24 protein-coding genes are annotated in these 23,985 nt (G+C 45.8%); 23 read left to right on the plus strand and 1 reads right to left on the minus strand.

What is annotated here, in order from left to right; translation table 11 throughout:
• Nucleotides 1-1,076: heavy metal translocating P-type ATPase (locus AC1DPK_RS31585; RefSeq protein WP_477512716.1), on the plus strand; the 1,076-nt coding region annotated here is incomplete at its 5' end.
• Nucleotides 1,073-1,759 carry a sulfite exporter TauE/SafE family protein gene (locus AC1DPK_RS31590; protein ID WP_441884680.1) on the plus strand — a complete coding sequence of 229 codons (687 nt, stop codon included), beginning with the start codon at nucleotides 1,073-1,075 and terminating at the stop codon, nucleotides 1,757-1,759. The genes AC1DPK_RS31585 and AC1DPK_RS31590, both read left to right, overlap by 4 nt.
• Nucleotides 1,760-1,763: 4 nt before the next feature.
• Here AC1DPK_RS31590 and AC1DPK_RS31595 read toward each other — a convergent pair whose 3' ends face one another.
• On the minus strand, nucleotides 1,764-2,207 hold the full coding sequence (locus tag AC1DPK_RS31595; RefSeq protein WP_441884678.1) for a FixH family protein: 444 nt from the start codon (nucleotides 2,205-2,207) through the stop codon (nucleotides 1,764-1,766).
• Between the two features lie 1,119 nt (nucleotides 2,208-3,326).
• On the opposite strand from AC1DPK_RS31595, the gene AC1DPK_RS31600 reads away from it, so the two are divergent.
• The 21 genes from AC1DPK_RS31600 (at nucleotide 3,327) to AC1DPK_RS31700 (ending at nucleotide 23,904) form a co-directional block, all read left to right on the plus strand.
• Nucleotides 3,327-4,319 carry an ABC transporter substrate-binding protein gene (locus tag AC1DPK_RS31600; RefSeq protein WP_477512717.1) on the plus strand — a complete coding sequence of 331 codons (993 nt, stop codon included), beginning with the start codon at nucleotides 3,327-3,329 and terminating at the stop codon, nucleotides 4,317-4,319.
• Nucleotides 4,320-4,321: 2 nt separating this feature from the next.
• Nucleotides 4,322-5,359 carry a FecCD family ABC transporter permease gene (locus AC1DPK_RS31605; protein ID WP_477512743.1) on the plus strand — a complete coding sequence of 346 codons (1,038 nt, stop codon included), beginning with the start codon at nucleotides 4,322-4,324 and terminating at the stop codon, nucleotides 5,357-5,359.
• A complete protein-coding gene (locus AC1DPK_RS31610; RefSeq protein WP_477512718.1) occupies nucleotides 5,356-6,138 on the plus strand; it encodes a heme ABC transporter ATP-binding protein in 783 nt (260 codons plus the stop codon). Before AC1DPK_RS31605 ends, AC1DPK_RS31610 begins: the two co-directional genes overlap by 4 nt.
• A 26-nt stretch (nucleotides 6,139-6,164) precedes the next feature.
• Nucleotides 6,165-7,241: a nicotinate-nucleotide--dimethylbenzimidazole phosphoribosyltransferase gene (gene cobT, locus AC1DPK_RS31615; RefSeq protein WP_477512719.1), complete on the plus strand. Its 1,077-nt coding sequence runs from the start codon at nucleotides 6,165-6,167 to the stop codon at nucleotides 7,239-7,241.
• A gap of 10 nt (nucleotides 7,242-7,251) precedes the next feature.
• Nucleotides 7,252-7,842 (plus strand): bifunctional adenosylcobinamide kinase/adenosylcobinamide-phosphate guanylyltransferase, encoded by a 591-nt coding sequence (gene cobU, locus AC1DPK_RS31620; protein WP_477512720.1) that lies wholly within the window; start codon nucleotides 7,252-7,254, stop codon nucleotides 7,840-7,842.
• Nucleotides 7,839-8,819, plus strand: a complete 981-nt coding sequence (gene cbiB / locus AC1DPK_RS31625) for an adenosylcobinamide-phosphate synthase CbiB (protein ID WP_477512721.1) — start codon at nucleotides 7,839-7,841, stop codon at nucleotides 8,817-8,819. The genes cobU and cbiB overlap by 4 nt, the downstream gene beginning before the upstream one ends.
• Entirely contained in the window at nucleotides 8,801-9,613 is an 813-nt protein-coding gene (gene cobS / locus AC1DPK_RS31630) for an adenosylcobinamide-GDP ribazoletransferase (RefSeq protein ID WP_477512722.1), read from the plus strand. The genes cbiB and cobS overlap by 19 nt, the downstream gene beginning before the upstream one ends.
• Nucleotides 9,614-9,634: 21 nt before the next feature.
• Entirely contained in the window at nucleotides 9,635-10,735 is a 1,101-nt protein-coding gene (gene cobD, locus AC1DPK_RS31635; RefSeq protein ID WP_477512723.1) for a threonine-phosphate decarboxylase CobD, read from the plus strand.
• An 86-nt stretch (nucleotides 10,736-10,821) separates the two neighbouring features.
• Nucleotides 10,822-11,535 (plus strand): adenosylcobinamide amidohydrolase, encoded by a 714-nt coding sequence (locus tag AC1DPK_RS31640; protein ID WP_477512724.1) that lies wholly within the window; start codon nucleotides 10,822-10,824, stop codon nucleotides 11,533-11,535.
• A gap of 44 nt (nucleotides 11,536-11,579) precedes the next feature.
• On the plus strand, nucleotides 11,580-12,023 hold the full coding sequence (locus tag AC1DPK_RS31645) for an N-acetyltransferase family protein (RefSeq protein WP_477512725.1): 444 nt from the start codon (nucleotides 11,580-11,582) through the stop codon (nucleotides 12,021-12,023).
• 399 nt (nucleotides 12,024-12,422) lie between these two features.
• Nucleotides 12,423-13,373, plus strand: coding sequence for a magnesium/cobalt transporter CorA (gene corA / locus AC1DPK_RS31650; protein ID WP_477512726.1), 951 nt, complete (start codon nucleotides 12,423-12,425; stop codon nucleotides 13,371-13,373).
• A 22-nt stretch (nucleotides 13,374-13,395) separates the two neighbouring features.
• Nucleotides 13,396-14,220 (plus strand): hypothetical protein, encoded by an 825-nt coding sequence (locus tag AC1DPK_RS31655; protein WP_477512727.1) that lies wholly within the window; start codon nucleotides 13,396-13,398, stop codon nucleotides 14,218-14,220.
• 27 nt (nucleotides 14,221-14,247) lie between these two features.
• Nucleotides 14,248-16,788 carry an ATP-dependent helicase HrpB gene (gene hrpB, locus AC1DPK_RS31660; protein ID WP_477512728.1) on the plus strand — a complete coding sequence of 847 codons (2,541 nt, stop codon included), beginning with the start codon at nucleotides 14,248-14,250 and terminating at the stop codon, nucleotides 16,786-16,788.
• Nucleotides 16,789-16,854: 66 nt separating this feature from the next.
• Nucleotides 16,855-17,145 (plus strand): DUF1294 domain-containing protein, encoded by a 291-nt coding sequence (locus tag AC1DPK_RS31665; RefSeq protein WP_477512729.1) that lies wholly within the window; start codon nucleotides 16,855-16,857, stop codon nucleotides 17,143-17,145.
• Nucleotides 17,146-17,225: 80 nt separating this feature from the next.
• Nucleotides 17,226-19,307 (plus strand): HelD family protein, encoded by a 2,082-nt coding sequence (locus tag AC1DPK_RS31670; protein ID WP_477512730.1) that lies wholly within the window; start codon nucleotides 17,226-17,228, stop codon nucleotides 19,305-19,307.
• Nucleotides 19,308-19,357: 50 nt separating this feature from the next.
• Entirely contained in the window at nucleotides 19,358-20,020 is a 663-nt protein-coding gene (gene modB / locus AC1DPK_RS31675; protein ID WP_477512731.1) for a molybdate ABC transporter permease subunit, read from the plus strand.
• A gap of 65 nt (nucleotides 20,021-20,085) precedes the next feature.
• Complete coding sequence (locus AC1DPK_RS31680) at nucleotides 20,086-20,931, plus strand: EcsC family protein (RefSeq protein WP_477512732.1); 846 nt, start codon at nucleotides 20,086-20,088, stop codon at nucleotides 20,929-20,931.
• Complete coding sequence (locus AC1DPK_RS31685; protein ID WP_477512733.1) at nucleotides 20,931-22,025, plus strand: nitric oxide synthase oxygenase; 1,095 nt, start codon at nucleotides 20,931-20,933, stop codon at nucleotides 22,023-22,025. The genes AC1DPK_RS31680 and AC1DPK_RS31685 overlap by 1 nt, the downstream gene beginning before the upstream one ends.
• Before the next feature lie 184 nt (nucleotides 22,026-22,209).
• Entirely contained in the window at nucleotides 22,210-22,584 is a 375-nt protein-coding gene (locus tag AC1DPK_RS31690; protein ID WP_477512734.1) for a VOC family protein, read from the plus strand.
• A 145-nt stretch (nucleotides 22,585-22,729) separates the two neighbouring features.
• Complete coding sequence (locus tag AC1DPK_RS31695) at nucleotides 22,730-23,272, plus strand: hypothetical protein (protein ID WP_477512735.1); 543 nt, start codon at nucleotides 22,730-22,732, stop codon at nucleotides 23,270-23,272.
• Between the two features lie 149 nt (nucleotides 23,273-23,421).
• The gene (locus AC1DPK_RS31700; RefSeq protein ID WP_477512736.1) at nucleotides 23,422-23,904 is read left to right on the plus strand and encodes a YhfM domain-containing protein; all 483 of its coding nucleotides are present in this window, start codon (nucleotides 23,422-23,424) and stop codon (nucleotides 23,902-23,904) included.
• The last annotated feature ends 81 nt before the right edge of the window (nucleotides 23,905-23,985 follow it).

Raw genomic sequence — 23,985 nt, forward strand, 5'->3', positions numbered from 1 at the left:
GTCCATGCGCGCTTGGTCTAGCCGCACCGATTTCACTTGTCATCGCAGCCAGCAGACTTGCGAAGCAAGGCATTATTACGAAGGAAGCGGGCGCGCTTGAACGTTTGGCAAGCATTCAAACGATCATTTTTGATAAAACAGGAACATTAACGGAAGGCAAGCCTCATATAAGTGCTTCACTAGCTATTAAAGGAAGCCGCAATGCTTTGCTGAGATTGGCGGCAGCCGCTGAAGCGGACTCCACACATCCGCTTTCAAGAGCAATTGAGAAGGAGGCGGTCAGACTAGGGCTTATTATTCCAGCTTCCAGTCATCATGTCTTCACACCAGGCGGAGGAGTTGAAGCGATAATTGAGGAGCAGCGCTTCGCTATCGGGAACGCTCGGTTTGCAGCAGAACGCCAATTGACTATGAGCGTCGATATCATTGCATTCGCAAGGCAGCGTGAGGATTTGGGTGAAACCGTGCTATATGCAGCAATAGACGATCAGATTGCTGGTGCAATCGCATTTAGCGATAAGATAAAGGAAAACGCGAGAGAGACAGTGAAAGAGCTTAGAAATTTAGGGGTTTCCGCTGTTCTAGCTACTGGAGATCACAAGGCGCCGGCATTTGCTGCTGCAAAAGCGGTTGGCATTACAAGCATACATGCTTCCATGCTCCCCGAAGGCAAATTGGCGCTGGTGGAGCAGTTAAAGCGTCGCGGTAAACGAGTCGCAATGGCAGGGGATGGATGGAATGATGCACCGGCATTAGCCGCAGCCGATGTAGGCTTAGCAATGGGTGAAGGAACCGATGCAGCGCTTAGCGCAGGCCATATGACGCTGCTTTTCTCTCGTCTGCACGCCATTCCAGAAGCGATTCGAATTAGCCGATTAACGATTCGAAATGTGCGTCAAAATCTAACCTTTGCTTTCCTATACAATGTTATCGTCATCCCTTTTGCTGCTTTTGGTTTGCTTGAGCCGTGGATGGCTGGAACGGCGATGGCGCTTAGCTCTGTTTCTGTTGTAAGCAATGCGCTTCGGCTTTCGGGTCAGCTGCAAAGCAAGAGCCGGGTTGGTGCAAGCAGATGACGCTGACTTGGCAGCTGATTGGATTCATTATTTTAACAGGCTTATTCAGTGCACCTCATTGTATCGGTATGTGCGGGGGGATTGTATCAACTGTCTCATTAAATTCCTCAGCGCCAGTTAAAAAATCAATGCTTCTATATAATACAGGCCGAATTCTCTCTTATTCCTTATTAGGGGCTGTAATGGGAACAGTAGGTTCTTTTGTGGATGTTGCAGGTAAATTTGCAGGGGTTCAAGGATTGGCATCCATTATTGGCGGCTGTTTCTTGCTGCTCTGGCTTTGGCGGAGATTTCAGCTGCCGCTCATGAACCGATTGTCTAGCTTTCTGCACAAAAGATTAGTAGGCGGTGCTTCTCGCTCTGCTAAGCAGGAAACGTTCCATTTGCTCGCAACTGGAATAGCCTTCGGATTTTTGCCATGCGGCTTAACTTATGCGATGCAAATGACGGCAGCCTCCACTGGCTCAGGACTTGAAGGAGCGGCTGTCATGGCTCTGTTTGGGCTATCGACTTTCCCTGCTTTAGCGGCTGCCGCTTCGATCGCTGCTTTTGCCAATAAGAAATGGCGGCGATTTATGCGTAAAGCAAGTGTAGTCACGGCGATTGCTGTGGGTGTCATCTCGATTTTGCGCGGGCTTGCGGTGAATGGTGTCATTCCGTCGATTAATCCATGGCTTTGGTAATTTGCTAATGAACCGCTCGCAGTAATCTGTCGATGGTATACGTTTGGTCAACCGTCTTGAGTGTTAGAGTCGCTTTCCATGTGCCAGCCATCAGTGGTACGCCTTCGCCCGTATATGTTCCAGGATCAGCTTCCGTCATTTTAAACTCGTAATCGCCGCAAACCATATCCATCATCTCAAGCTTGACTGATAGCTCAGCTCCTTGTAATGGGGCGCCTGAGAGATCAGTAAGCTCGATTTTAAATAAGTTGTTGTGAAGCACCTTCGCTGGATAACCATCGATGGACCATTTAGCTTCGCCTTTGTCGAATACATGTTCAGTCATAGGCGGCGATAATTCTTCGCCTTTACGGAGCCAAGTAAAAACTATGCCAACGACAATTGCCACAACCAGTAAAATGATAGTGAATTTTAGCGTATTATAATTTGGTTTGTGTTCTGCTTTCATATCTAGGAAAGAACCTCCTTTATGAGTTGCATATTCTTTTGTTAGATTCATAAAAAGAATGAGTGTTAGAGTCGGATGTATTATCTGCTGTCTGCTATTTGCTTGCGGAACGAACGGTAAGAAAAATAAAAGCATAGCAAGGGTGGAGAAGTCGCAAGGAGAGGTAACGGACATCAGATACGCTATTGTGCTCATTTTCGTTGTTTTGGCAATCGTAACGGACATAGAAGCCCTTATTTGGCTCCACGAGTTAGTTATTAGCTACCTTTTGCCCAAATAGCGGACCCTATGTCCGTTAGACTCAAATATGAGCCCAATTCTTGAAAATAGCGTAATGTATGTCCGTTGAGGTTTGAAGTGACTATTGCGAAAAGCTAACGGACATCAGATACGCTATTAAGCTCATTTTCGCTGTTTCCACAACCGTAACGGACATAGAAGCCCTTATTTGTCTCCACGGGTAAGTTTTTAGCTCATTCTTGTCCAAATAGCGGAACCTATGTCCGTTAGACTCAAATATGAGCCCGATTGTTGAAAATAGCGTAATGTATGTCCGTTAGAGGTTTGAAGTGACTATTGCGAAAAGCTAACGGACATCAGATACGCTATTACGCTCATTTTGGCTGTATACGCAACCGTAAAGGACATAGAAGCCCCCTTATTTGGCTCCACCAGTTAGTTTTTAGCAGCCGTAAGCCCAAATAGCGGAGGATTCTATGTCCGTTAGCTTCAAATATGAGCCGGACTCTTGAAAATTACATCTTGCTGCTCAGTTCAGGCCAAGGCTAAACGCACTCATCATGGTAAAAAAAACGCGCGCTAAGAAATAGACCCATTACGTTACCTATGCGGCAAATGAGTGAAGCAGAACGTCGATAATTAGGATGAGTATGGCATGGATGTCATTAGACAAATAGAACAAGACGTTGTATAGTAACAACGGATCATTTTATAGATGATGGACGGGGATAGATGCACCATATCTTCTCCTGCATGATCCGATATTGTTGGAGAAGCTGTTCGCTTAGCCTAATTAGAAAAAGCGTATACTAGCATTTCTGACTCAAGGTCGGGGATGCTATTTTTAATACGATATATGACGCAGGAGGAGTAAGGAAAATGAAAAGGTTACATAAAAGTACAATGAAAACGCTAGTAGGTTTTCTGCTCGTGATGATGCTCGTATTCACAGGAGCATGCGGTGCCAATAAGGACACGGTTAACGAGCCGGGAAAAACAACGAATAATGCTGGTCAGGCTGCAACTGACGAGCCATCCAAGGCGAATGAATCGACCGTTTATCCACTAACTTTAAAGGATGATACAGGTACGGAAATTACGTTTGAGCAAGAGCCAACTAAAATTGTCTCGCTTGCTCCTAGTGAAACCGAAGCTATTTATGCAATCGGCTCAGGTGACCGTGTGGTAGGTGTAGATGAGTCAAGCAACTATCCTGAGGAGGCGGCAAGCAAGGCAAAGGTTGGCGATATGACGACGAATATTGAAGCTGTTGCAGCTCTCAATCCGGATCTCGTGCTGGCGTCTTCTTCAATGAATGGAGAGGCAATCACGAAGCTCAGAGAACTGAAAATTCCGGTCTATGCGACAGACCCTCTCACGTATGATGCAGTTATTGCCAAAATCGAAAATTTAGGTCATATTATGAATAAACAATCCGAAGCGGCTGAGGTTGCAGGTCACATGCTTTCGGTGAAGCAACAAGTTTCGGATGCAGTTAAGAATGCAGTGAAAAAGAAAGTGTATTTAGAATTTTCCCCAGGCTGGACCGTTGGATCTGGCACATTCCTTGACGAATTGCTGGCACTGGCTGGCGGCGAGAATGTTGCTGGAGCTGCTCCAGGCTGGTATGAAGTGAGTGCAGAGTCGATTGTTACTCAGAATCCCGAGCTCATTATATACCCTGCATTGAAGGAGGAGCCGAATCCGATTGTTGTTGGCATTGAGAGCCGTCCTGGCTGGAATGTCATTGATGCGGTGAAAAATAAGCAAATGCATGCAGTAACAGAGGATCCGCTTGTTCGTGTAGGGCCGAGACTTGCAGATGGTTTGCTGGAGCTTGCGAAAGTGATTCACCCGGATCTCGTAAAATAATGATGACCTATAAATTAGTTTGGTATGGAGGAGCAGCTATGCTCCTTCTTGCTGTTTCTATCGTTGTAAGTTTATCGATTGGTTCGGCTGGTATTTCCATTCGAGATGTTTGGGGTATTTTGCTTCATCAGCTGCCTTGGCTTGCTGATAATTCAGTTCCTTATACACCTGCCGAAATAGCGATCGTCACGCAAGTACGTCTATCGCGTATTTTGCTTGCTGTCCTCGTTGGTGCTTGTCTCGCACTTGCTGGCACGGGCTTTCAAGGGGTTCTTCGAAACCCGCTGGCTGATCCCTATACACTAGGAGTGTCTTCGGGGAGCTCAGTTGGTGCATCGTTCATTATCTTATTCGGCTTGCAGTCAGCGATTGGCATGTGGACGATACCGCTAGTTGCCTTTGCTACAGGAACCTTGACGCTGCTTGGTGTTTTTTGGTTGTCTCGCAACAAGGGTATTATACATATTGAAACGCTAATTTTATCTGGGGTTATCATCCAGTCTTTTTTAGGCGCTTTTGTATCCTTCATGGTGTCCGTCTCCGAGGGCGTCGTGAATCAAATTTTGTTCTGGTTAATGGGGTCGCTTGCGATGAGAAGCTGGGAACATGTATATATGCTTATTCCTTTTCTCGCGGTAGGCTTTCCACTTCTGCTTGCATATGGGCAATCTCTCAATTTATTTGTACTGGGGGAACGCCATGCAGCGCATCTTGGCATCCGTGTCGAGAGAACGAAGCTGATCGTCTTAATCAGCTCGACCTTGCTGACGGCAGCAGCAGTCTCTGTTTCTGGTGTAATTGGTTTTGTTGGACTCGTGGTTCCACATCTCATTCGTTTGCTCGTTGGCCCCGACTATCGATTAATTACCCCTTTATCGGCTATCGGTGGAGGCATATTTATTTTATGGGCTGATACGCTTGCGCGCATGGCGCTGACGCCTAAGGAAATACCGCTTGGCGTTGTTACGGCTCTGCTTGGTGCGCCATTTTTTGCGTATTTGCTGCATCGGCGGAAGCTGAAGCAAGGAGGGGCGTTATGATTGAGGTGCGCAGCATCGTTCAGACGGTGCAAGGGAGGACTGTGCTCAATAAGCTTTCCTGCTCATTTCAAAAAGGGCGGATGTACGGTGTTATTGGACCTAATGGTGTTGGCAAATCAACGCTGCTGCATGTATTGTCAGGCGTTGAACAGCCGGTGCAAGGTGAAGTTTTATTCGAGGGGCAGAGCATCTCGGCATATCCAAGAAAGCAAATCGCACAAAGGATGGCAGTTTTGCAGCAAAGCGGTTTGCCTCAGGTAGGATTCTCTGTGCGTGAGGTTGTTAGCATGGGAAGATACCCTTTCCAAAACTGGCTTGGCAGCGATAAACATGATTCAGAGGAAATTATTGATAAAGCGATAATGACCATGGGACTCGAAGAGCTATCGCATCGCAAAATGGATCAACTAAGCGGCGGTGAACGTCAACGTGTTGCATTGGCAAAGGTTATGGCGCAGGAGCCATCTATTATATTATTGGACGAGCCGACGACTTATTTGGACATTGGTTACCAAATTCAGCTTTTGGATACGGTACGTGCTTGGCAGCGTGATCGTGAACTGACCGTTATTGCCGTCTTGCATGATCTTAATTTGGCTTCGCTTTATTGCGATGAGCTTGTCGTTCTTCATGAAGGCAAAGTTGCAGCAGCTGGAACACCTAGGGCGGTCATAACTGCAGATCTTATCAAGCAGGTTTATCAGGCGGATACAACTGTGATCGCCCATCCTGTTACAGGTGCTCCGCAAATATTGCTCCAACYGGATATGAAAATATAAAAGCTTATAATACGCTTGAAGGAGTTATGAAATTGAAACATGCATTGGAAACTCAGCTTGCAGAGACGATCAAACAAATCAAACCATTTAATGAAGAGGCAGCAGAATTAGCTGTGAAGCATTCTGATTCATTGACGAAACCGCCAGGCAGCCTCGGCAAGCTAGAGACAATCGCCAGGCAGCTTGCCGGCATTACAGGCGAGCTGTGGCCGGATTTGTCACATAAAGCCGTTATTGTCATGGCGGGTGATCATGGTGTATGCGATGAAGGAGTCAGTGCGTTTCCACAAGCGGTGACACCACAAATGGTGCTAAACTTTCTCAGCGGAGGAGCAGCAGTCAATGTGCTGGCAAGACAAGCTGGCGCAGATGTTGTTTGTGTGGATATTGGTGTAAATGCGGATTTGGAGCATGAGAAGCTAGTAAGCCGTAAAGTGGTGCGGGGAACGGCCAATATGGCCAAGCAGCCAGCGTTGACTCGGGAAGAAGCCATCCAAGCTATTATTGTTGGCATTGAAGTTGTTAATGAGCAGGTGCAGCGCGGCTGCCGCTTGTTTGCAACAGGCGAAATGGGTATTGGCAATACGACTGCCAGTGCGGCGTTAACGACCGTTTTGACAGGCCTATCTCCTGAGGAATCAGTCGGCCGAGGAACTGGCATAAATGATGAAAGCTGGGCAAATAAAGTGCAGGTAGTCAAACGCGCAATTGTTGTCAACGAATTGGACCGCGCTAGTGTCGATCCAATCGATGTGCTGGCTAAGGTTGGCGGTGCAGAAATCGCAGGGCTTGTTGGCGTTATTATCGGAGCTGCAGCAAACGGCTGCCCAGTCGTCATCGATGGTTATATTTCATCTGCTGCAGCGCTTGTCGCATCGCGGATAGCGGAGCAGACGCTTCCCTTTATGATTGCTTCCCACCTCTCTCAAGAGCAAGGCCATTTGAAGCTGCTTGAATCGATAGGTTTGCTTCCCATGATGCAGCTGGAGATGCGGCTTGGCGAAGGCACTGGTGCTGTATTATGTTTTCATTTTATAGACGCTGCGCTCCATCTCATGAATGAAATGGCAACATTTGAGAGTGCAGGCGTATCCAAAGGTTAGGTGAGCGTGAATGGCAATTCTAGTAACGGGCGGAGCAAGAAGCGGGAAGAGCGGATTTGCCGAGCAATATGCGATGAGGGTTGCAGCCCGTGGATTTTATATTGCGACCTGTCAGCCGTATGATACGGAGATGCGCGATCGAATAGGAAAACATCGCAAGGATCGTGAAGAAGCAGGCTTCCGCTGGCAGACCATCGAAGATCCATATGAAGCAGCAAATGAGCTTTACAGATTGAAAGAGCAAATCGATAAAGAAATTTCAAACGGACAGCAGCCTGCTGTCGTATTGCTCGATTGCTTAACGTTATGGCTGACGAATTGGCTTATGCGAATAGAACAAGAATCGTATGAAGATACAAGGCTGAAAATGGAGCAGCAGAAACTTCTCGAAGCTATTAACAACTATCCATATCCATTAATCATTGTAACCAATGAGGTAGGAGATGGCATTGTTCCGGCATACCCTCTAGGCAGGCTTTTTCGAGACGAGGCGGGGAGGTTCAACCAACAGATTGCTGCGATATGCGAGCGGGTTTTTCTCGTCACCGCAGGCATTCCAGTTGAATTGAAATCGCAAGCTTTTAACTGGGATCAATTATGATGATTTATTCAATAAAGGAGCTCCTGCTCCTCGCAGCGGCAGCCATTGCAATAGATTGGATCGTTGGTGATCCGAAATGGCCAACTCATCCCGTCATCTGGATAGGCAGGCTCATACGACTGCTGGAACGTTTGCTTGCTCCTGAACAATTAAAGGACCATCCGGCTGCTGTAAGAGGTTTAGGTGTAGTGTTGTCCGTTGTCACACTCGTTGTGAGCTGCGGCGCAATGTGGTTCATAATTTGGGCGGCAGATGCCATACATACTTGGTTAGGCTATGCGGTGAGCGCATGGTTTATTTCCACAACACTAGCGGTGAAGGGCTTAAAGGAAGCAGCAATGCTCGTCTATCAGCCATTAGTGGAAGGCAGATTAGATGAAGCACGTAAATATGTTGGTTATATCGTAGGCCGAGATACAGCAAAGCTGGATGAGCGAGAAGCATCGCGCGCTGCAATTGAGACGGTTGCTGAAAATACGGTAGATGCGCTCGTGTCACCGTTGTTGTTCGCTTTAATTGGAGGCGCACCGCTTGCAATGCTCTACCGTGCAACGAATACGCTGGATTCCATGGTCGGATATCGCAATGAAAAATATAAGTATTTTGGCTGGTGCTCGGCACGGACGGATGATGTGTTAAATTATATCCCTGCAAGAATAACTGGCGTTTTGCTTACGCTGTCTTCGCTGTTTGATCAGAGAATGAAGGCGAAGCAGGCGTGGCTTGCCATTCGCACGTTTGCACATCTTCATCCTAGTCCAAATAGCGGCATACCGGAATCAGCGGTTGCAGGAGCGCTAGGCATTGAGCTCGGCGGTTTGAATTCGTATTTTGGCGTAATCAGTGAACGAGCAAGGATGGGATGGCCAACTCGCAAACTGGAACCAAACGATATTGTACTAAGCGTGCGGTTACTGTACAGCGTTAGTTTTATATTATTTGCGGGGGTGATCGCCGTATGGTTCGTCGTGAATTAAAGCTGCATTTCCAAGCACTTATTGCTGCATTTCAATTTCTAACTCGTTTTCCAGTTCCCATCACGGTTCCTTTCCAAGGATCTGTTCTCTCGCGAAGTGTCGTCTATTTCCCTGTAGCTGGTGCGTTTATCGGTATCTGTCTCCTTGCATGTACGTGGCTGTTAGCACTGTTTCTCCCTGCTTGGCCAAGTGCTGTACTGATTCTTGCGATATGGACTGCATTAAGCGGGGGCCTGCATTTGGACGGTTGGATGGATACTGCAGACGGCGTGCTGAGTCACCGCTCTCGCGAGCGTATGCTAGAGATTATGAAGGATAGCCGAGTAGGAGCGATGGGCGTCATTGCCGCAGTATTGCTCCTTCTTCTCAAAGCATCGTTATTAGCAGAACTGCTGAAAGGTGGCCATTTTGAGCAATATGGACCACTGCTTGTCATCGCGCCGATTTGGAGCCGTGCTTGGATGAGTGCAGCTATTGCAGGGTGGCCGAATGCCCGTCAGGGTGAAGGGATTGCTGTTTTATTTAATGAGGTCAAATGGCCGCAGGCGACTGCTTCTTTTGTGATGGCAGCCATTCTTTCTGTCCTTACTTTTTGGATCGCCGGCACCGGTACAAACGTAGCATTAATAATGCTGCTTATTATCGTCATCTTAACGATTTGCTGTGGTGGTTTTATAGCGGCATGGTTAAATCGGAAGCTTGGCGGATTAACTGGGGATACATATGGTGCGATGAACGAAGCGATTGAAGCGTTATTGCTGCTTGCGGCGGTCATCTGGTTATATGCGCAATAGAAAAGGAGTTGTTTTTGTAAAATGTTAGAAAGATATGGTCATGGCGGCGATTTGCGGACCGCGGAAGAAGCGTTCGATATACCTGCGCATAAATTTGTTGATTTCAGCTCGAATATGAATCCGCTAGGAGCGCCGTTAAGCGTTAAACAAGCGCTTCTTACCTATGCAGATATGATAGAGCAATATCCAGATCCAGCCGTTCGCGGCCTAAGAAAGAAGCTTGCTGAACTACATAATATTGATGCTCAATCCATTGTAGTAGGAAATGGAGCGGCAGAACTAATCGATCTTATCGTCCGTACGCTGCAACCAAAGTTAACGACACTTGCCATTCCGTGCTTTGATGAATATGGCGATGCCATTCGGAAAATCGGCGGAGCTGTGTATGAAATTAAATTATCATCTCACATGCAATTTAAGCTTAGCTTGGATTCCGAGCATTTATGCGAAGCGGCCGCAACAGGATCATTAGTTATGCTCGGTTCGCCAAACAATCCAACGGGTCAGCTCGTAGATCCAGAGCTTATACGTGCACTCTTAAGTAAAGGAGCCTATGTTGTAGTTGACGAGGCGTTTATGGATTTTGTACCTGATGAAGCACGGTATAGCCTTGTTCAAGAAGCAACTAAGCATGAACGGTTGTTCGTCATCCGCTCAATGACAAAATTTTATGCGATACCCGGCATTCGACTTGGATATATCGTTGGCATGCCTAGAACGATAAGCGGCTTGCGACGTTTGCAAATACCATGGAGCGTTAATTCTTTAGCGCAGCTGATTKGGGAAACGGTGCTGGATGAGAAGGATTATGCAGAGCGTACACTTGCTTGGTTAGAGCAGGAAAGACCTTGGCTCATGTCTGAGCTTGAGGCGATCGGCTTTGAAGTTAACCCAAGTGCGGCCAATTATTTGCTCATTCGGATTCCGAGCGATGCGGGTCTCAGTGCCAGCATGCTTCAGCTCGAGATGGGCAAGCAGGGGGTGCTTATTCGCGATGCTTCGAGATTTGCAGGGCTTGATCATACGTATATCCGGGTTGCTATTAAACTTCGGCATCAAAATGAACAGCTGATCGCTGCTTTTAAGCAATGCTTGAAATGGAATGAAAACCAAGGCGGATAAGGAAATTTGAACGAATTGCAAAGTTCCTATCCATTCCAAATTAAACTCATGCATAAGCTTCTGTGACAGCCAAAGGAGGGAAAGCAATGACACAGCCCTTTCGCAAAGATCAGCATTATTATCAATCACAGCTGTGGTGCGGCGTAAGCTTGCAGCTCCTTGAGGACCGCATTGAAGCAAGCAGCAATGTTCCTTTGTATGCGCTAAGCAGCGCGATTCATCCGGGCGGCTTTTCTTATACCAATCGTATTGTGAATTGGAAAGTTCCGCTTACTTATCAATGTGAAGATCCTGTTCTCGACATCATTAATCAATGTACGGAATGGGGCTGCGAACCAGAAGCTACTGTAGGATTATTAACAGCAGCGAAGCTGACACATGCATCCATCACTGAAATGGAAGGCGATCGGTTTAAGCTTATCTGCTGTACGACGGTAGGCACACGAAATGCAGCAAGATCTGGTATGCCGCGAAGTACCTTCTCTGCTTATTCTCCAGGAACGATCAATATTGTTATTTTAATCGATGGTCAAATGACTGAATCAGCTATGGTGAATGCGGTCATAACAGCAACTGAAGCAAAAACAGCAGCATTACAGCATTTAGGCATCGTTGAGATGGAAACAGGACAATCAGCTACGGGGACGACAACGGATGCCATTGTCGTAGCGGTTAGTCAAGCAGCAAGCTGGAATGCGGTTCATGCGTATGCTGGTGCAGCTACGACAATTGGGTGCGCGATTGGAGAAGCGGTCTATGAGACTGTACTAGAAGCAACACGAACGCAGTATGATGACTAAGGATTAACGACCTTCGCCATAATTTCTATAAGGAGGTATGCGAATTGGAATTTTGGATACGAAAAGCGACGATCGATGATCTTAAGCTTCTCTCTCAAATGAACAAAGAGCTTATCGAGGATGAAGGCAGCCGTAATCCAATGACTCTCGTGCAGCTTGAAGACAGATTTCTTGGATGGTTGTCAAGCGACTGGGAGATTGCATTGTTTGAGAAGGCTTCTGCTATTTTAGGTTATGCGGTATATCAAATCAGGGAAGATGATTTTTATCCAGAGGAGTCAAATGTTTATCTCAGACAGTACTACATCGCTCGACTGCATCGGAGCCATGGTTATGGAAGCGCAGTATTAAAACAATTAGTCCGCGACTCATTTCCTAGCGGTGCCAAAGTAACGATTGATGTGTTGGCCTCCAATCCGCGAGGGCAGCAATTTTGGACGAATTGTGGTTTTGAATCCTATTATACGAACATGCATCTTAAACAATGAAACAGCGTACTGCTTTTACTTTTGCCGACTACCGACTACGCCATGCCGGGAGACAAGATAACAATGGGGATGCTAATTGAAATTGTCTTTGAGTTTATTGCCGATTTATTTATAGCGGACGGAAACGGGAAATGAGAGAAGCTCAAACAGACAAAGTACGAGAGAAAGCTGCGAAAATGGGAAAAAGAATACGAATGGTTTGAGCATTTATCCGCAATCTAGATTTAAACCTGGAAGCAAGGCGCCAATTAGAGGGAATGCTCATTGATAAATATAAAAGAAGCAGCGGAATAAAATAGCGGAGTTACATTACAGCGATTGTGAAATCGTGTAAAATGATAAAGTTGAACAATCGGTCATAAGATCGATCGTGTGCCGCTTAGAACGGAGGAACATCCTTTGATTAAAATAGTAGGTTATACAAAACAAAAGCAATGGTTAACTGATTTAACGATAGAAGATCTAAACTCGCCTGAGCTTGACTGGTATTGGGTCGACTTTAGTAACCCGAAGGAAGAGGAGTGCAGACTACTCGATACCTTTTTTCATTTTCATCCGCTCGCTATTGAGGATTGCTACCATTTGCTTCAGCGGCCGAAAGTAGATCATTACGACGATATTCATTTTTTTGTGCTGCACGAAATTGAGCGTAAGACGTTGACCGTAAATGAAATCAATATGTTCATCGGTCCATCATTTATTGTTACGTTTCATTATGAGCGATCACCAGAGATTGAGGAAGCTCAAACTAAGCTATTATCTAGCACGAAGATCGGCGACAAAGGCCAGCTATATGCGGCATATCTCGTAATAGACAAGCTGGTTGATCAATATTTTCCTGCGGTTCATGAGCTGGAAGACCAGCTTCTTGACATGGAAATCGGAAGCGGCGACGAACAAAGTCAAACGGCGATGAGCGATATATTCAACATACGTTCTAGGCTGCTGCGTTTGCGCAAAACGATTGTCCCCATGCGTGATTTATTGTATCGTATAACGAATTCCGATCGCATTGACGGGCTGAAGCCTTATATGGCCTTTTATCATGATATTTATGATCATTTGCTCAAATTGACTGAAATGATGGATTCAAGTCGAGAGATGACGGCAGATCTTCGTGACAGCTTCATTTCCTTTAACTCCAATCGGATGAACTCCATTATGAAAACTCTTACCGTTATCACGACGATCTTCATGCCGCTCACTTTTTTGGCTGGTATTTATGGCATGAACTTTCGTAATATGCCTGAACTGGAGTGGACGTGGGGTTATTTTACTGTCATAACGATTATGCTCGTCATCGGGCTTGGCATGTATGCTTGGTTCCGAAGCAAAGGTTGGTTTAAATGAATGTTAAGGAGCTTGGAGAGCAATGGAAATGAARGAACCTGCTCGGATGAGCAAAAAGCGGCTGTTCACCATAGTCGGCATTATGGCAGGCATTATGCTTGTACTCGTCGTGATGCTTTATTTAATGATTATTTCACTCGGAAATCGCAATGCGGTTAATCTCTCAAAGTCTGAGCAAGCATTGCATTACTCCTATTTTTCAAAGACTTCAACTAGTGGGGTAAAGCTGCACGTCCTGCAAACAAAGCCCGCCTATGTCACGCTTGAAACGATCAATACAAATGTTACCCTTACCGGGAAAGTCGGCATTAACGGCGGATTTTTTTATGGCAATCAGCTGTTAAGCATCGGGGTCGTAAATAGCATTCCGGTTAATAAGGAAATTGGCAATTTCGGAACGGGAAGCGAAAACGTAAAATATACGCGTGGCACACTCGTTTGGGATGGCGCTTCTGATTCATTAAGCGTTCAGGTTGCAAGCCAAGCGTCCGAGATAAAAGTGAAGGATCACACACGTTTCTGGGCACAAGGCGGTATTAGCATGAGCTTAGGCGATGATGCACATTGGATTGAGCAGTCGGTTAAGGAAAATGCGCCGTTCCCAGATGACAATCGCTTGCGATCGGCAGCGGTGTACGATCAAGCAGGGGCGTTATATTTAATTGTTAGTGAAACGAAAAACTCGCTTGCTGTATTTAGAGAAGCAATTATATCAAGCGTTGGCGATGGAAAGCTGGTTGACGGCATATTTCTAGATGGTGACGGGTCGTCCCAGCTTTTTGGCAGCAAGGCATCGTTGCCTGGAGATAACAGACCGGTTGTACAAATGATCCGGATCGTAAAATGAGTTGAGATAAGATAAGGAGCAATCAGCATGAATCAACAGCAATTGCCGATTGATCAGGTATTGCCGGAACTGCTATTGGCTCTGCAAAGCGGTGTGAATGCGGTGCTGATCGCAGAGCCGGGAGCCGGAAAGACGACACGAGTTCCGCTTGCGCTGCTTGATCAGCCATGGCTGGGAAGCAAAAAAATAATAATGCTTGAGCCGCGAAGACTCGCCGCACGTTCAGCCGCACAGTTTATGGCAAAATCGCTTGGCGAGCAGGCTGGTGAAACGGTTGGTTACCGGGTGAGATTAGATTCTCGCGTAAGTTCGCAAACACGTATTGAAGTGGTGACGGAAGGTATATTAACGCGTATGCTGCAGGAGGACCCCGCACTTGAGCAGGTTGGGGCGATCTTGTTTGATGAATACCATGAACGTCACTTGCATGGCGATCTTGGCTTAACGCTTTGCTTGCAATCACAGCAATTGCTGAGAGATGATTTACGCCTCGTTATTATGTCAGCAACGCTGGATGCAGAGCCGATTGCCGAGCTGCTTGAGGGTGCACCAATTATTAGCAGTGAAGGCCGGGTTTTCCCTGTTGAGACACAGTACATGAAAACAAAGCTTACGGGACCTATAGAGCCCCACATGGCACGAACGATTATGGAAGCGCTCCGTTCGTTTGATGGAGATGTATTAGCGTTTTTGCCAGGTGTTGCTGAGATACGCCGCACGGCCAGATGGTTAATGGAGAGCGGCGTATCTTCATTTGCTCGAGTAGAGGAACTGCATGGCAGCTTGCCGCTCGAGAAACAAGATGCGGCTGTTGCTCCATGTACTGATGGCGAACGCAAGGTTGTGCTTGCGACTTCCATTGCAGAATCAAGTCTGACCGTTGAAGGAGTTAAGGTTGTGGTAGACAGCGGCTTAATGCGAGTTCCCCGGTTTTCTCCAAGAACAGGCATGACTCGGCTGGAAACATTGCCGGTTTCGATCGCTTCCGCGGATCAGCGCCGAGGGAGAGCTGGACGGTTGGCTAAAGGTGCTTGTTATCGGTTATGGACAGAGCAAGAGCATGTTTATTTACCGAAACAGAGTACACCCGAGCTGCTTGAGGCAGATCTTGCTACCCTAGCCCTTGAGCTAGCCATTTGGGGAATAAAAGATCCGCTGGAGCTTAATTGGTTGACGCCGCCGCCTGCAGCTGCTTATGAGCAAGCGGTTGCTTTGCTGAAAGAGCTAAACGCAATAGACGGTGACAGTAAACCAACAGCCGCGGGAGTGAAAATGGCACAGTTTGGTTTGCATCCGCGGCTCGGTGCCATGATTTTGCAGGCTTCAGAGCTAGGTTCTGCACGACTCGCATGTGATGCAGCAGCTTTGCTAAGCGAACGTGATTTACTTCCACAGGAGCGCAATGTAGATGTGCAGCAACGGTTGGATTTGTTATATCAGCTGTCCGGAAAAGATGGCAAACTGCTGATGGGCGGCAGCTCCGAGCATCCCAGCAGAGGCGCAGTACGCCGAATTATCGCGCAAGCGGATCAATGGGAGCGGAAATTGTCAGCGCAAACCGCTGCCGAGACAGCTTTTGAAAAAACAGCTCAGCACAAGTCGCCTATTCCAATTGGCATTTTACTGGCATTTGCGTATCCGGACCGAATCGCTCAAAGGCGCAGCGATGGCCGATATTTATTAGCTAACGGCAGAGGAGCTGTACTGCCTGAACTTCAGCCGCTATCGCGTTCAGCTTATCTTGCTGCTTGCGAGCTCGATGATACAGGCTCCGAAAGCCGGATTCGGTTAGCGGCTGAACTTCATCTAAGCGATATCGAGCATTATCTAAGTGGCTATATAATAGCTGAAGAGGTCGTAGAGTGGGATGCTTCTGCACAAGCTGTTCGTGCAAGGAAACGATTGCGACTTGGCAGTATTGTGATGAAAGAAAGCATTCTTCAGAAACCGGATGAACAACTTGTTGCGGATGCTTTGATTTCTGCGATTCAGGAAACTGGATTTGTAATGCTGCCAATGAGCAAGCAAGCGCAGCAGTTGAAAGCAAGAATGAAGCTGATGGCGCTGGCTGGCGATGATTGGCCCGATGCTTCCGATGAAGCGCTGCTCGGCACGCTCGAAGAGTGGCTGAAGCCGCATCTATTTGGGATGAAGAGCCGTGCTGATTTACAGAAGCTCTCCATGCTTCAGCTGCTTGAAGGCAAGCTTAGCTGGAAGCAAAAACAGGAGCTTGATGAGCAGGTTCCTACCCATATCGTTGTGCCTAGCGGTTCTCGCATACCGATAGACTACAGTGATCCGGAGTCCCCTGTGCTCGCTGTAAGGCTACAGGAGCTATTCGGTCTAACGGATACACCACGACTAGCAAGGGGCAGGTTGCCGGTTACACTGCATCTTTTATCCCCTTCGCAGCGACCGGTTCAAGTGACTCGTGATTTGCGCAGCTTTTGGGAGAATACGTATTTCGAAGTAAAGAAGGATTTAAAAGGACGTTATCCAAAGCATTATTGGCCGGATGATCCTTACACAGCGATGCCGACGAATCGAGCGAAGCCGAGAAACACATAAGGGACTCAGCTGTTTCTGCCAAAGCACGAGAAATATCCCTATACTGAGAGGATGTGTGCCAAAGCAATGATCATTTATTTAGTCATACTATATTTGCTGTTTTTAAATATTTACACGTTTGCGCTTATGGGCTTTGATAAGAAAAGCGCTAAGAAGCAGCGCAGGCGTGTTCCCGAAAAACGATTGTTTTTGCTGAGTGCCATTGGCGGTGCAGGCGGAACATGGCTTGCGATGAAAAAATGGCGTCATAAAACAAAACATCGCTCGTTTACTGTAGGAATTCCTTTTCTGTTTGTCTTAAATATATTGCTCATTCTAGGAGCTGCCAAGCTTATTGGAATGACTGTAAACTCTTGATTGCTTTGAGAAGCCTTCCTATGGTATATTGGGGCTTCTCTTTTTTTTCTTGCACACCACAAACTTAGGAGGTAACTGACATGACCGTTCAAAGTGCCTATCAAGAAGAGCAGGATCGATTAACCGAGTCGCTGAATGATATTGTAAATCAGCTTCAAGAAATTGGTCCACGCTACAAAGGCGATGATTTCACAGAGCAAATGCTCGATTTACAGCAAGAGGAACGTAGACTTAGACTTGAAATATCGAAGCGTGAGCCTTATTTCGGCCGCATTGATTTTCAAGAGTTGCCAGTGGGTGAAACAAAACCCTTATATATTGGCAAAGCCGGCGTGGCAAAGCAAGGCAGCAATGAGCTGCTTGTCATCGATTGGCGTGCGCCAGCAGCAAGCTTGTTTTATTCCTTCACAGGCGGAGAAGCGCCAGCTTCTTATCAGTCGCCTGACGGAGAAATTGAAGGATATGTCCATTTAAAGCGAAATTTCATGATCCGCCAGGGAGAAATCATTCGTCTGGTTGATAGTTTTGTACGCGGCCAAGAAGAAGGCTCGGTAACGGATGAATTCCTTTTGTATCGCTTAGGTGAGAACAAGGATAATAAGCTGCGTGATATCGTTTCTACGATTCAAGGCGAGCAAGACCGTATTATTCGTGCGGATCGTAACAAAGCGTTGTTTATACAGGGCGTCGCGGGAAGCGGTAAAACGACCGTTGCGCTGCATAGACTTGCTTACTTGCTTTATCAGTACGCCGATCGGATGCGAGCGGAGCGTATGATCATCTTTGCACCTAACCGAATGTTCCTAGACTACATATCCGGTGTATTGCCAGAGCTAGGCGTGGGTGATATTCAGCAAACGACATTCAGTGACTGGTCTCTTGAGCTGCTGGAGAAAACAGTAACCGTCAGCGATCCTTCCGATACGATGGCTTATTGGTTCGAAGAACGCAGAACCGCTTCAGAAGTGGAGAATGCATCCGGACGTTTTAAAGGGAATCTCGATTTTAAAGCAATTATTGATGAGCGGATCGCTAACTTTGAGCAACGAATTGTGCCAACGACATCTTTTATGCCAATTGACGGGCTTGAGTTGCCGCCAGAGCAAATCCGCGAGTGGTATGATACCGATTATGGCGAAGAGACGCTCATGAAGAAACGAGATCGACTGGTTAGTCGGATTCGTCGCTGGATGGAGTCCGAGCTGAAGATGAAGCGGATTGTTGATAAAAAAATAAGAGCGAAGGCGCTCACTAAGTTTAATAGCTACACCAAAAAAATTCCGGCCTATACCTCTTTACAGCTATATGCCTCGTTATTCAGCGGAAAACAGCTTGAGAGCCGTATTCCTAAGGTTATCGCAGCTGCAACTGCCGAACGATTAAAGAAAGAAATGGCTGCTGCGGAGGATTTGGCACCGCTCGCCTATATCCAGCTTCAGCTATTTGGATTGCCGAAGCAGTTTTTCGATCATATCGTTATAGATGAAGCGCAGGATTATTYTCCATTTCAGCTGGAAGTACTGCGGCTGTGTCAAAGAACAGCATCGATGACCGTGCTAGGCGATTTGCAGCAAGGTATTCATGCCTACGCAGGCGTACAAAGCTGGACAGAGCTTACCGCTTTGTTTAATGAAGAGCAAATTGACTTTTATGAGCTCAATCGAAGCTATCGTTCGACAATGGAAATTATCGAATTTGCCAACAAAATTTTAGGAAGCATGATCGGTGAAGTCAAACCTGCGGTGCCTGTTTTCCGAAGCGGAGATGCCGTTCTTGCAGTGCCAGTTGAAAACGATAATTGGTTAGCTTCCATTGAAGGTACTATCCGTGAATGGAAATCGAAGGCAGAATATGAGACGATTTCTGTCATTGGCCGTACAGCGATTGAATGCGAAGAAGTTTATAACTTCTTGATTAAGCAAGGTTTGGACGCTTCGTTAGTGCAGAGCAAGCAGCCTGCATATGGCGGCGGCCTGTCTGTAGTACCTGTCTACTTGTCTAAAGGTTTGGAATTCGATGCCGTGCTTGTAGCAGATGCGAGCAAGGAAGCTTATTCTGAGCTTGATGCGAAGCTATTGTACGTCGGATGCACGCGCGCCTTGCATAAGCTTAAGCTGTTTTATCGCGGAAAACTCACATTACTGCTGGGCGACGAAGCTTAATTTCGATATAATAGGCAGCAACATAACGTCTATCCGGAGGCTACTTATTTATGAACTGGGACGAATGGCTGCCGCCAGTATGGCTCTCTTTGAGAGTATCTATTATTGCTAGCATTATCGTTGCCATTATTGGAATTCTCGTAGCACGCTTCATGTCACGGCATTCTTTTAAAGGCAAAAGTATCATAGAAACCTTCTTCATGCTTCCGCTGGTCCTGCCCCCAACCGTCGTTGGGTTCATTCTTCTCATAACGCTTGGACGAGGGAGCTGGATCGGTAAAGCATACGAGTGGTTATTTGCTCAACCTATCGTTTTCTCATGGATCGCCGCGGTTATCGCGGCGGTCATTGTTGCGTTTCCGCTCGTTTATCAGACGATGAAGGTTGGTTTTCTTTCCGTCGATCGCCATCTTGAGGATTCTGCACGTTCAGCAGGAGCCAGTGAGCTGCAGGTGCTGAGATATATCACGCTGCCGCTTGCTAAACGATCACTTACTACGGCATACTTGCTAGGATTTGCTAGAGGCCTTGGCGAGTTTGGCGCAACCTTGATGATTGCAGGAAATATACCAGGTCGAACGCAGACAGTACCTACTGCTATTTACATCGCTGTTGAGACGGGTGAAATGGGAATGGCTTGGGCTTGGACGATAGCTATTATTTCGTTCTCTTTTGTCATGCTGCTGTTTACAGGGCGCAAATTGGAACAATAATGTGAAGGACGAATCCGAATCCAGTTTTTCTGCGTATTACTTGCGGAGAAGGAGCGTGCCCGAAGATGCCTACTGTCATGGATTCACCAGAACATTTGAAATCTGCTTTGCTTGAAATAGAGAAATGGGAAAAAGAACAGAAGGATTTATGGTTTTGGGAAAAGCTTGGGCGTTTGCCATTTATGCTGCTCGACAAAATTACTCCAAAGTTTATACAGGAAAAACTTGGACTTGCAGTGGATGAGATCGGAAGCTATATTCAAAATGGCGGGAAATATTTGATTTCGGAGCGTTCGGTTATTGATAAACTGCATCATAATGCGGCTCAGAACGATGTGCTTCTTGGAGCCGATCATGAAGAGACGACCATTAACGATGTGGCTAATATGCCGTTGTCTATTTTAAACTTAACTGCTGAGCAATTGGCATCCAGTCGTTCGAAAATGGCCACGCTTCAAGGGGCAACGACAGGAATTGGCGGCATTTTTACATTAGCGATCGATATTCCAGCAATACTCGGCTTATCGCTGAAGATCATTCAAGAAATTGCGATTTGCTATGGATTTGATCCAAAAAGCAAGGAAGAACGTGTATTTGCAGTTAAAGTAATGCAATTTGCTTCTTCAGATATTGTAGGGAAAAAAGCGATACTTGATGAGCTCAGTGCTTATGAGGAAATGAACCGAAGCAATCAAATGCTGTCGCAGCTGCAGGGCTGGAGTGAAGTGGTTGCTGTTTATCGGGACAATTTTGGCTGGAAGAAGCTATTTCAAATGATACCTGTGGCAGGCATGTTATTCGGAGCGTTCATCAATCGGGGCATGCTGAATGATGTTGCAGAAGCAGCCACCATGCTGTATCGAAAACGCAGAGTATTGATAAAGCTGGGGGAAAATGAGGCGAAAGCATAATGACGACGAGCAGCATGAGAAAGACCATAGCCGAGCAAGCGATTGCTTTCCTAGGTGAAGCGTATTATGAGCTTGGAAAAACCGAAGAAGAAGCGAAGCGGCGAATTGATGAAGTGCTGAAGCAATTAGAGGATACTGGTTATTATACACATACGTATGAAGAGCTAAGGCATGGTGCAAAGATGGCGTGGCGGAATAATAACCGCTGTATCGGTCGATTGTTTTGGCAGACGCTGGAAGTATTCGATGCACGCGATATAGTGGATGAGCAAGACGCCGCAAAACGAATCTTCCAACATATGAGCTATGCAACAAATGGAGGTAGGATTAGGCCTGCTATTACGATTTTTCCGGCCAGCCACTCCCAAAATAACGTAAGAATTTGGAATCATCAGCTCGTACGTTATGCAGGTTACAGCGAAGGGGAAGCTTTTATTGGCGATCCTGCCTCCGCAGCCTTTACAGCTGTTTGTGAGAAGCTGGGCTGGAAGGGGGAAGGTACTCGATTTGACGTGCTTCCGCTAGTTATTTCGCTATTAGGGAAATCGCCTAAATGGTATGAGCTGCCTAAAGAAAACGTGCTAGAGGTTGCGTTGACGCATCCTGAAAATCAGGAGTTCGAGCAGCTTGCATTGCAGTGGTACGCCGTTCCTTTTATATCCGATATGGAGCTTGAAATAGGTGGGATTTTGTATAAGGCTGCTCCTTTTAATGGATGGTACATGGGTACAGAAATCGGAGCGAGAAACCTGTCGGACACGAGTCGCTATAATCAGCTGCCGAATGTTTCAAAGCTTTTTCAATTTGATATGTCAACGAATACTTCGTTATGGAAGGACCGTGCTTTAACGGAGCTTAATGTAGCTGTACTGCATTCATTCAAAAAGCAGGGCGTCAGCATTGTTGACCATCATACAGCATCGGAGCAGTTTCTACGTTTTGAGAAGCAAGAGCAGGAGCAGGGTAGAGCTGTGACCGGTCGTTGGTCATGGCTTATACCGCCAATGTCACCCGCTACAACGGGCATATGGCATCGCAGCTTTGATGATGCGGAACGAACGCCTGCTTATCGAGCGCAAGCTGCTCCATATTAAGGAAATAATGTATGAAATGTAGTAAGATAAATAGAGGAATGTTAGTTCATGAATTGGGCTAATCTCCTCTATTTTTTTATTTTAAGCATGTGAAGTCGAATTTTGAGATGAACTTGCTTTTGCAGAGAAAATTATGAATGCCTGATTGTTTTAATAGGAGACTAAAAAAATAAGGAGGCTCTTTATGGGAAAATTTATTAGCCATGTACAGATTCCAGTGAAAAACTTGGAGGATGCAGCTTTATGGTATATTACCAATCTCGATTGTACGTTACATGCTAATTTCGGTGAATTTGCTATTATAGGCTTTAAGGGAGATAAAACACATATCTTTTTATGGCAGTCTTCAGATAAGGAATCATCAACGTTTACAGTTAACGGCGAACCGTTTCCGAGCATTGGTTTTCAGGTAGAGGATATGGATGAGCTTTGCAGAAAGCTATCTGAAGCTGGCGTCGAGGTACATGGTGACCCAAAAGCACCGCCAGGCGAGGAAGGAAGAAGATTTTTGAAATTTTTTGATCCCGATGGCAATATGTTGGTCGCACATACTATCTAGGAATGTTAATTTTAGTAAACTGTAATCAACTGAGAGACTTTTATTAGCTGACGTTAAACGATATAAGAATCATACATAAGGATGAGCAGGCATTGGGGTGTCTTGCACATTTTATTTTAGGTAAACCAAGAAAAGGGGGTATGTGATGAGATTCAAAATGCTGCTTCTTTTGGCGATATTTCTTATCCTTTCAAGTTGCCTTAAACTCGGCTACAAATCGATAGATGAAGCTATGAAACACGCTGGAATACAATCCAAACAAATTTATCATCAATATGAAGTGGAAAAAGGAGTCATTTTATTTTATGAAAATCCAAGCGGAGGCATAGATGCTGGTATTGTTTATAATGAGGGAAATAGGTATAAATGGGGCTTCGGCGGCGGTACGGTGCCGTTTTCTTCGGAGAGGGATGTTGACTGGGGATGGGTTAACCTTGATAACAATGCAAAAAAAGAAGATAAGCAGTACCAGCTTTATTATGGCATTATAAATGAACAGTCGATTGCCAGACTTCATATCGAAGATAAAGGTACAAACAAACATATTGATAAAGATGCAGAAATAGTGGAGCTACAAAATGGGACTAAGCTATGGTTTGCTTTGCAAGATCGTTATAGCGAGGTTTATCCTGGTTTCATATTGAATGGATTTAATGTAGACAACAAAAATGTATTTCATTTTGAGTGATTGGCAACCATTTTTTTGTGCATATGGGTAATTAATTCGAACGAATCTTAGCAGGAGATCCTCAAAAATTACGCAACATAAAATTATTAACATACGTCGAAGTAGATGTGTGTACTTTTAATTTGAATGTTAGAGAGGCAGGGGTTCTTGTGCAAAAGTTTGTCTGCTTGGTATTGTTTATTACGGTTTGTATATCTGGTTGTTCCACAAAGTCTGATCCCGCAGCATCAAACCGAACTTCCGTAAATACTGTAGTTGAAGAAAATTTGCCATTTGCACAATTGCCAGTGAATGAAATAAAGGAAATTGTTATCATAGAACCTGATGGCATAGATTTAGAGCCAATGCCTAAACCATTAGCGACTCTTACCGAGAAAAATGAATTTCAAGCATTTTCAGAAGCAATAAAAGATGCGGTTAGAGCTACAGGGGAGGTTGTTGCTATCGGACCGAACTACGACATTGTCGTAAAATATTCATCCTCAGAGCAACGTTTTCGATACTGGAATAGCAAACCTCTAAAAATGATTACAGATCTTGAAGTACAAAAGTCATATTTCTTAAGTGAAGAAGCAATCAATCAAATTGATGAGTTAATCAACAAGCGGCTGACAAACTCTGTAAAGGATTAGGTAAACAATGATCTGAACAATTAACTGAACGAGGCAGCCGGTAGGATGACAGCCTTCCCGTGCTACTTTGAGGTTATTTTA

Source organism: Paenibacillus sp. 01T424, assembly GCF_056398745.1.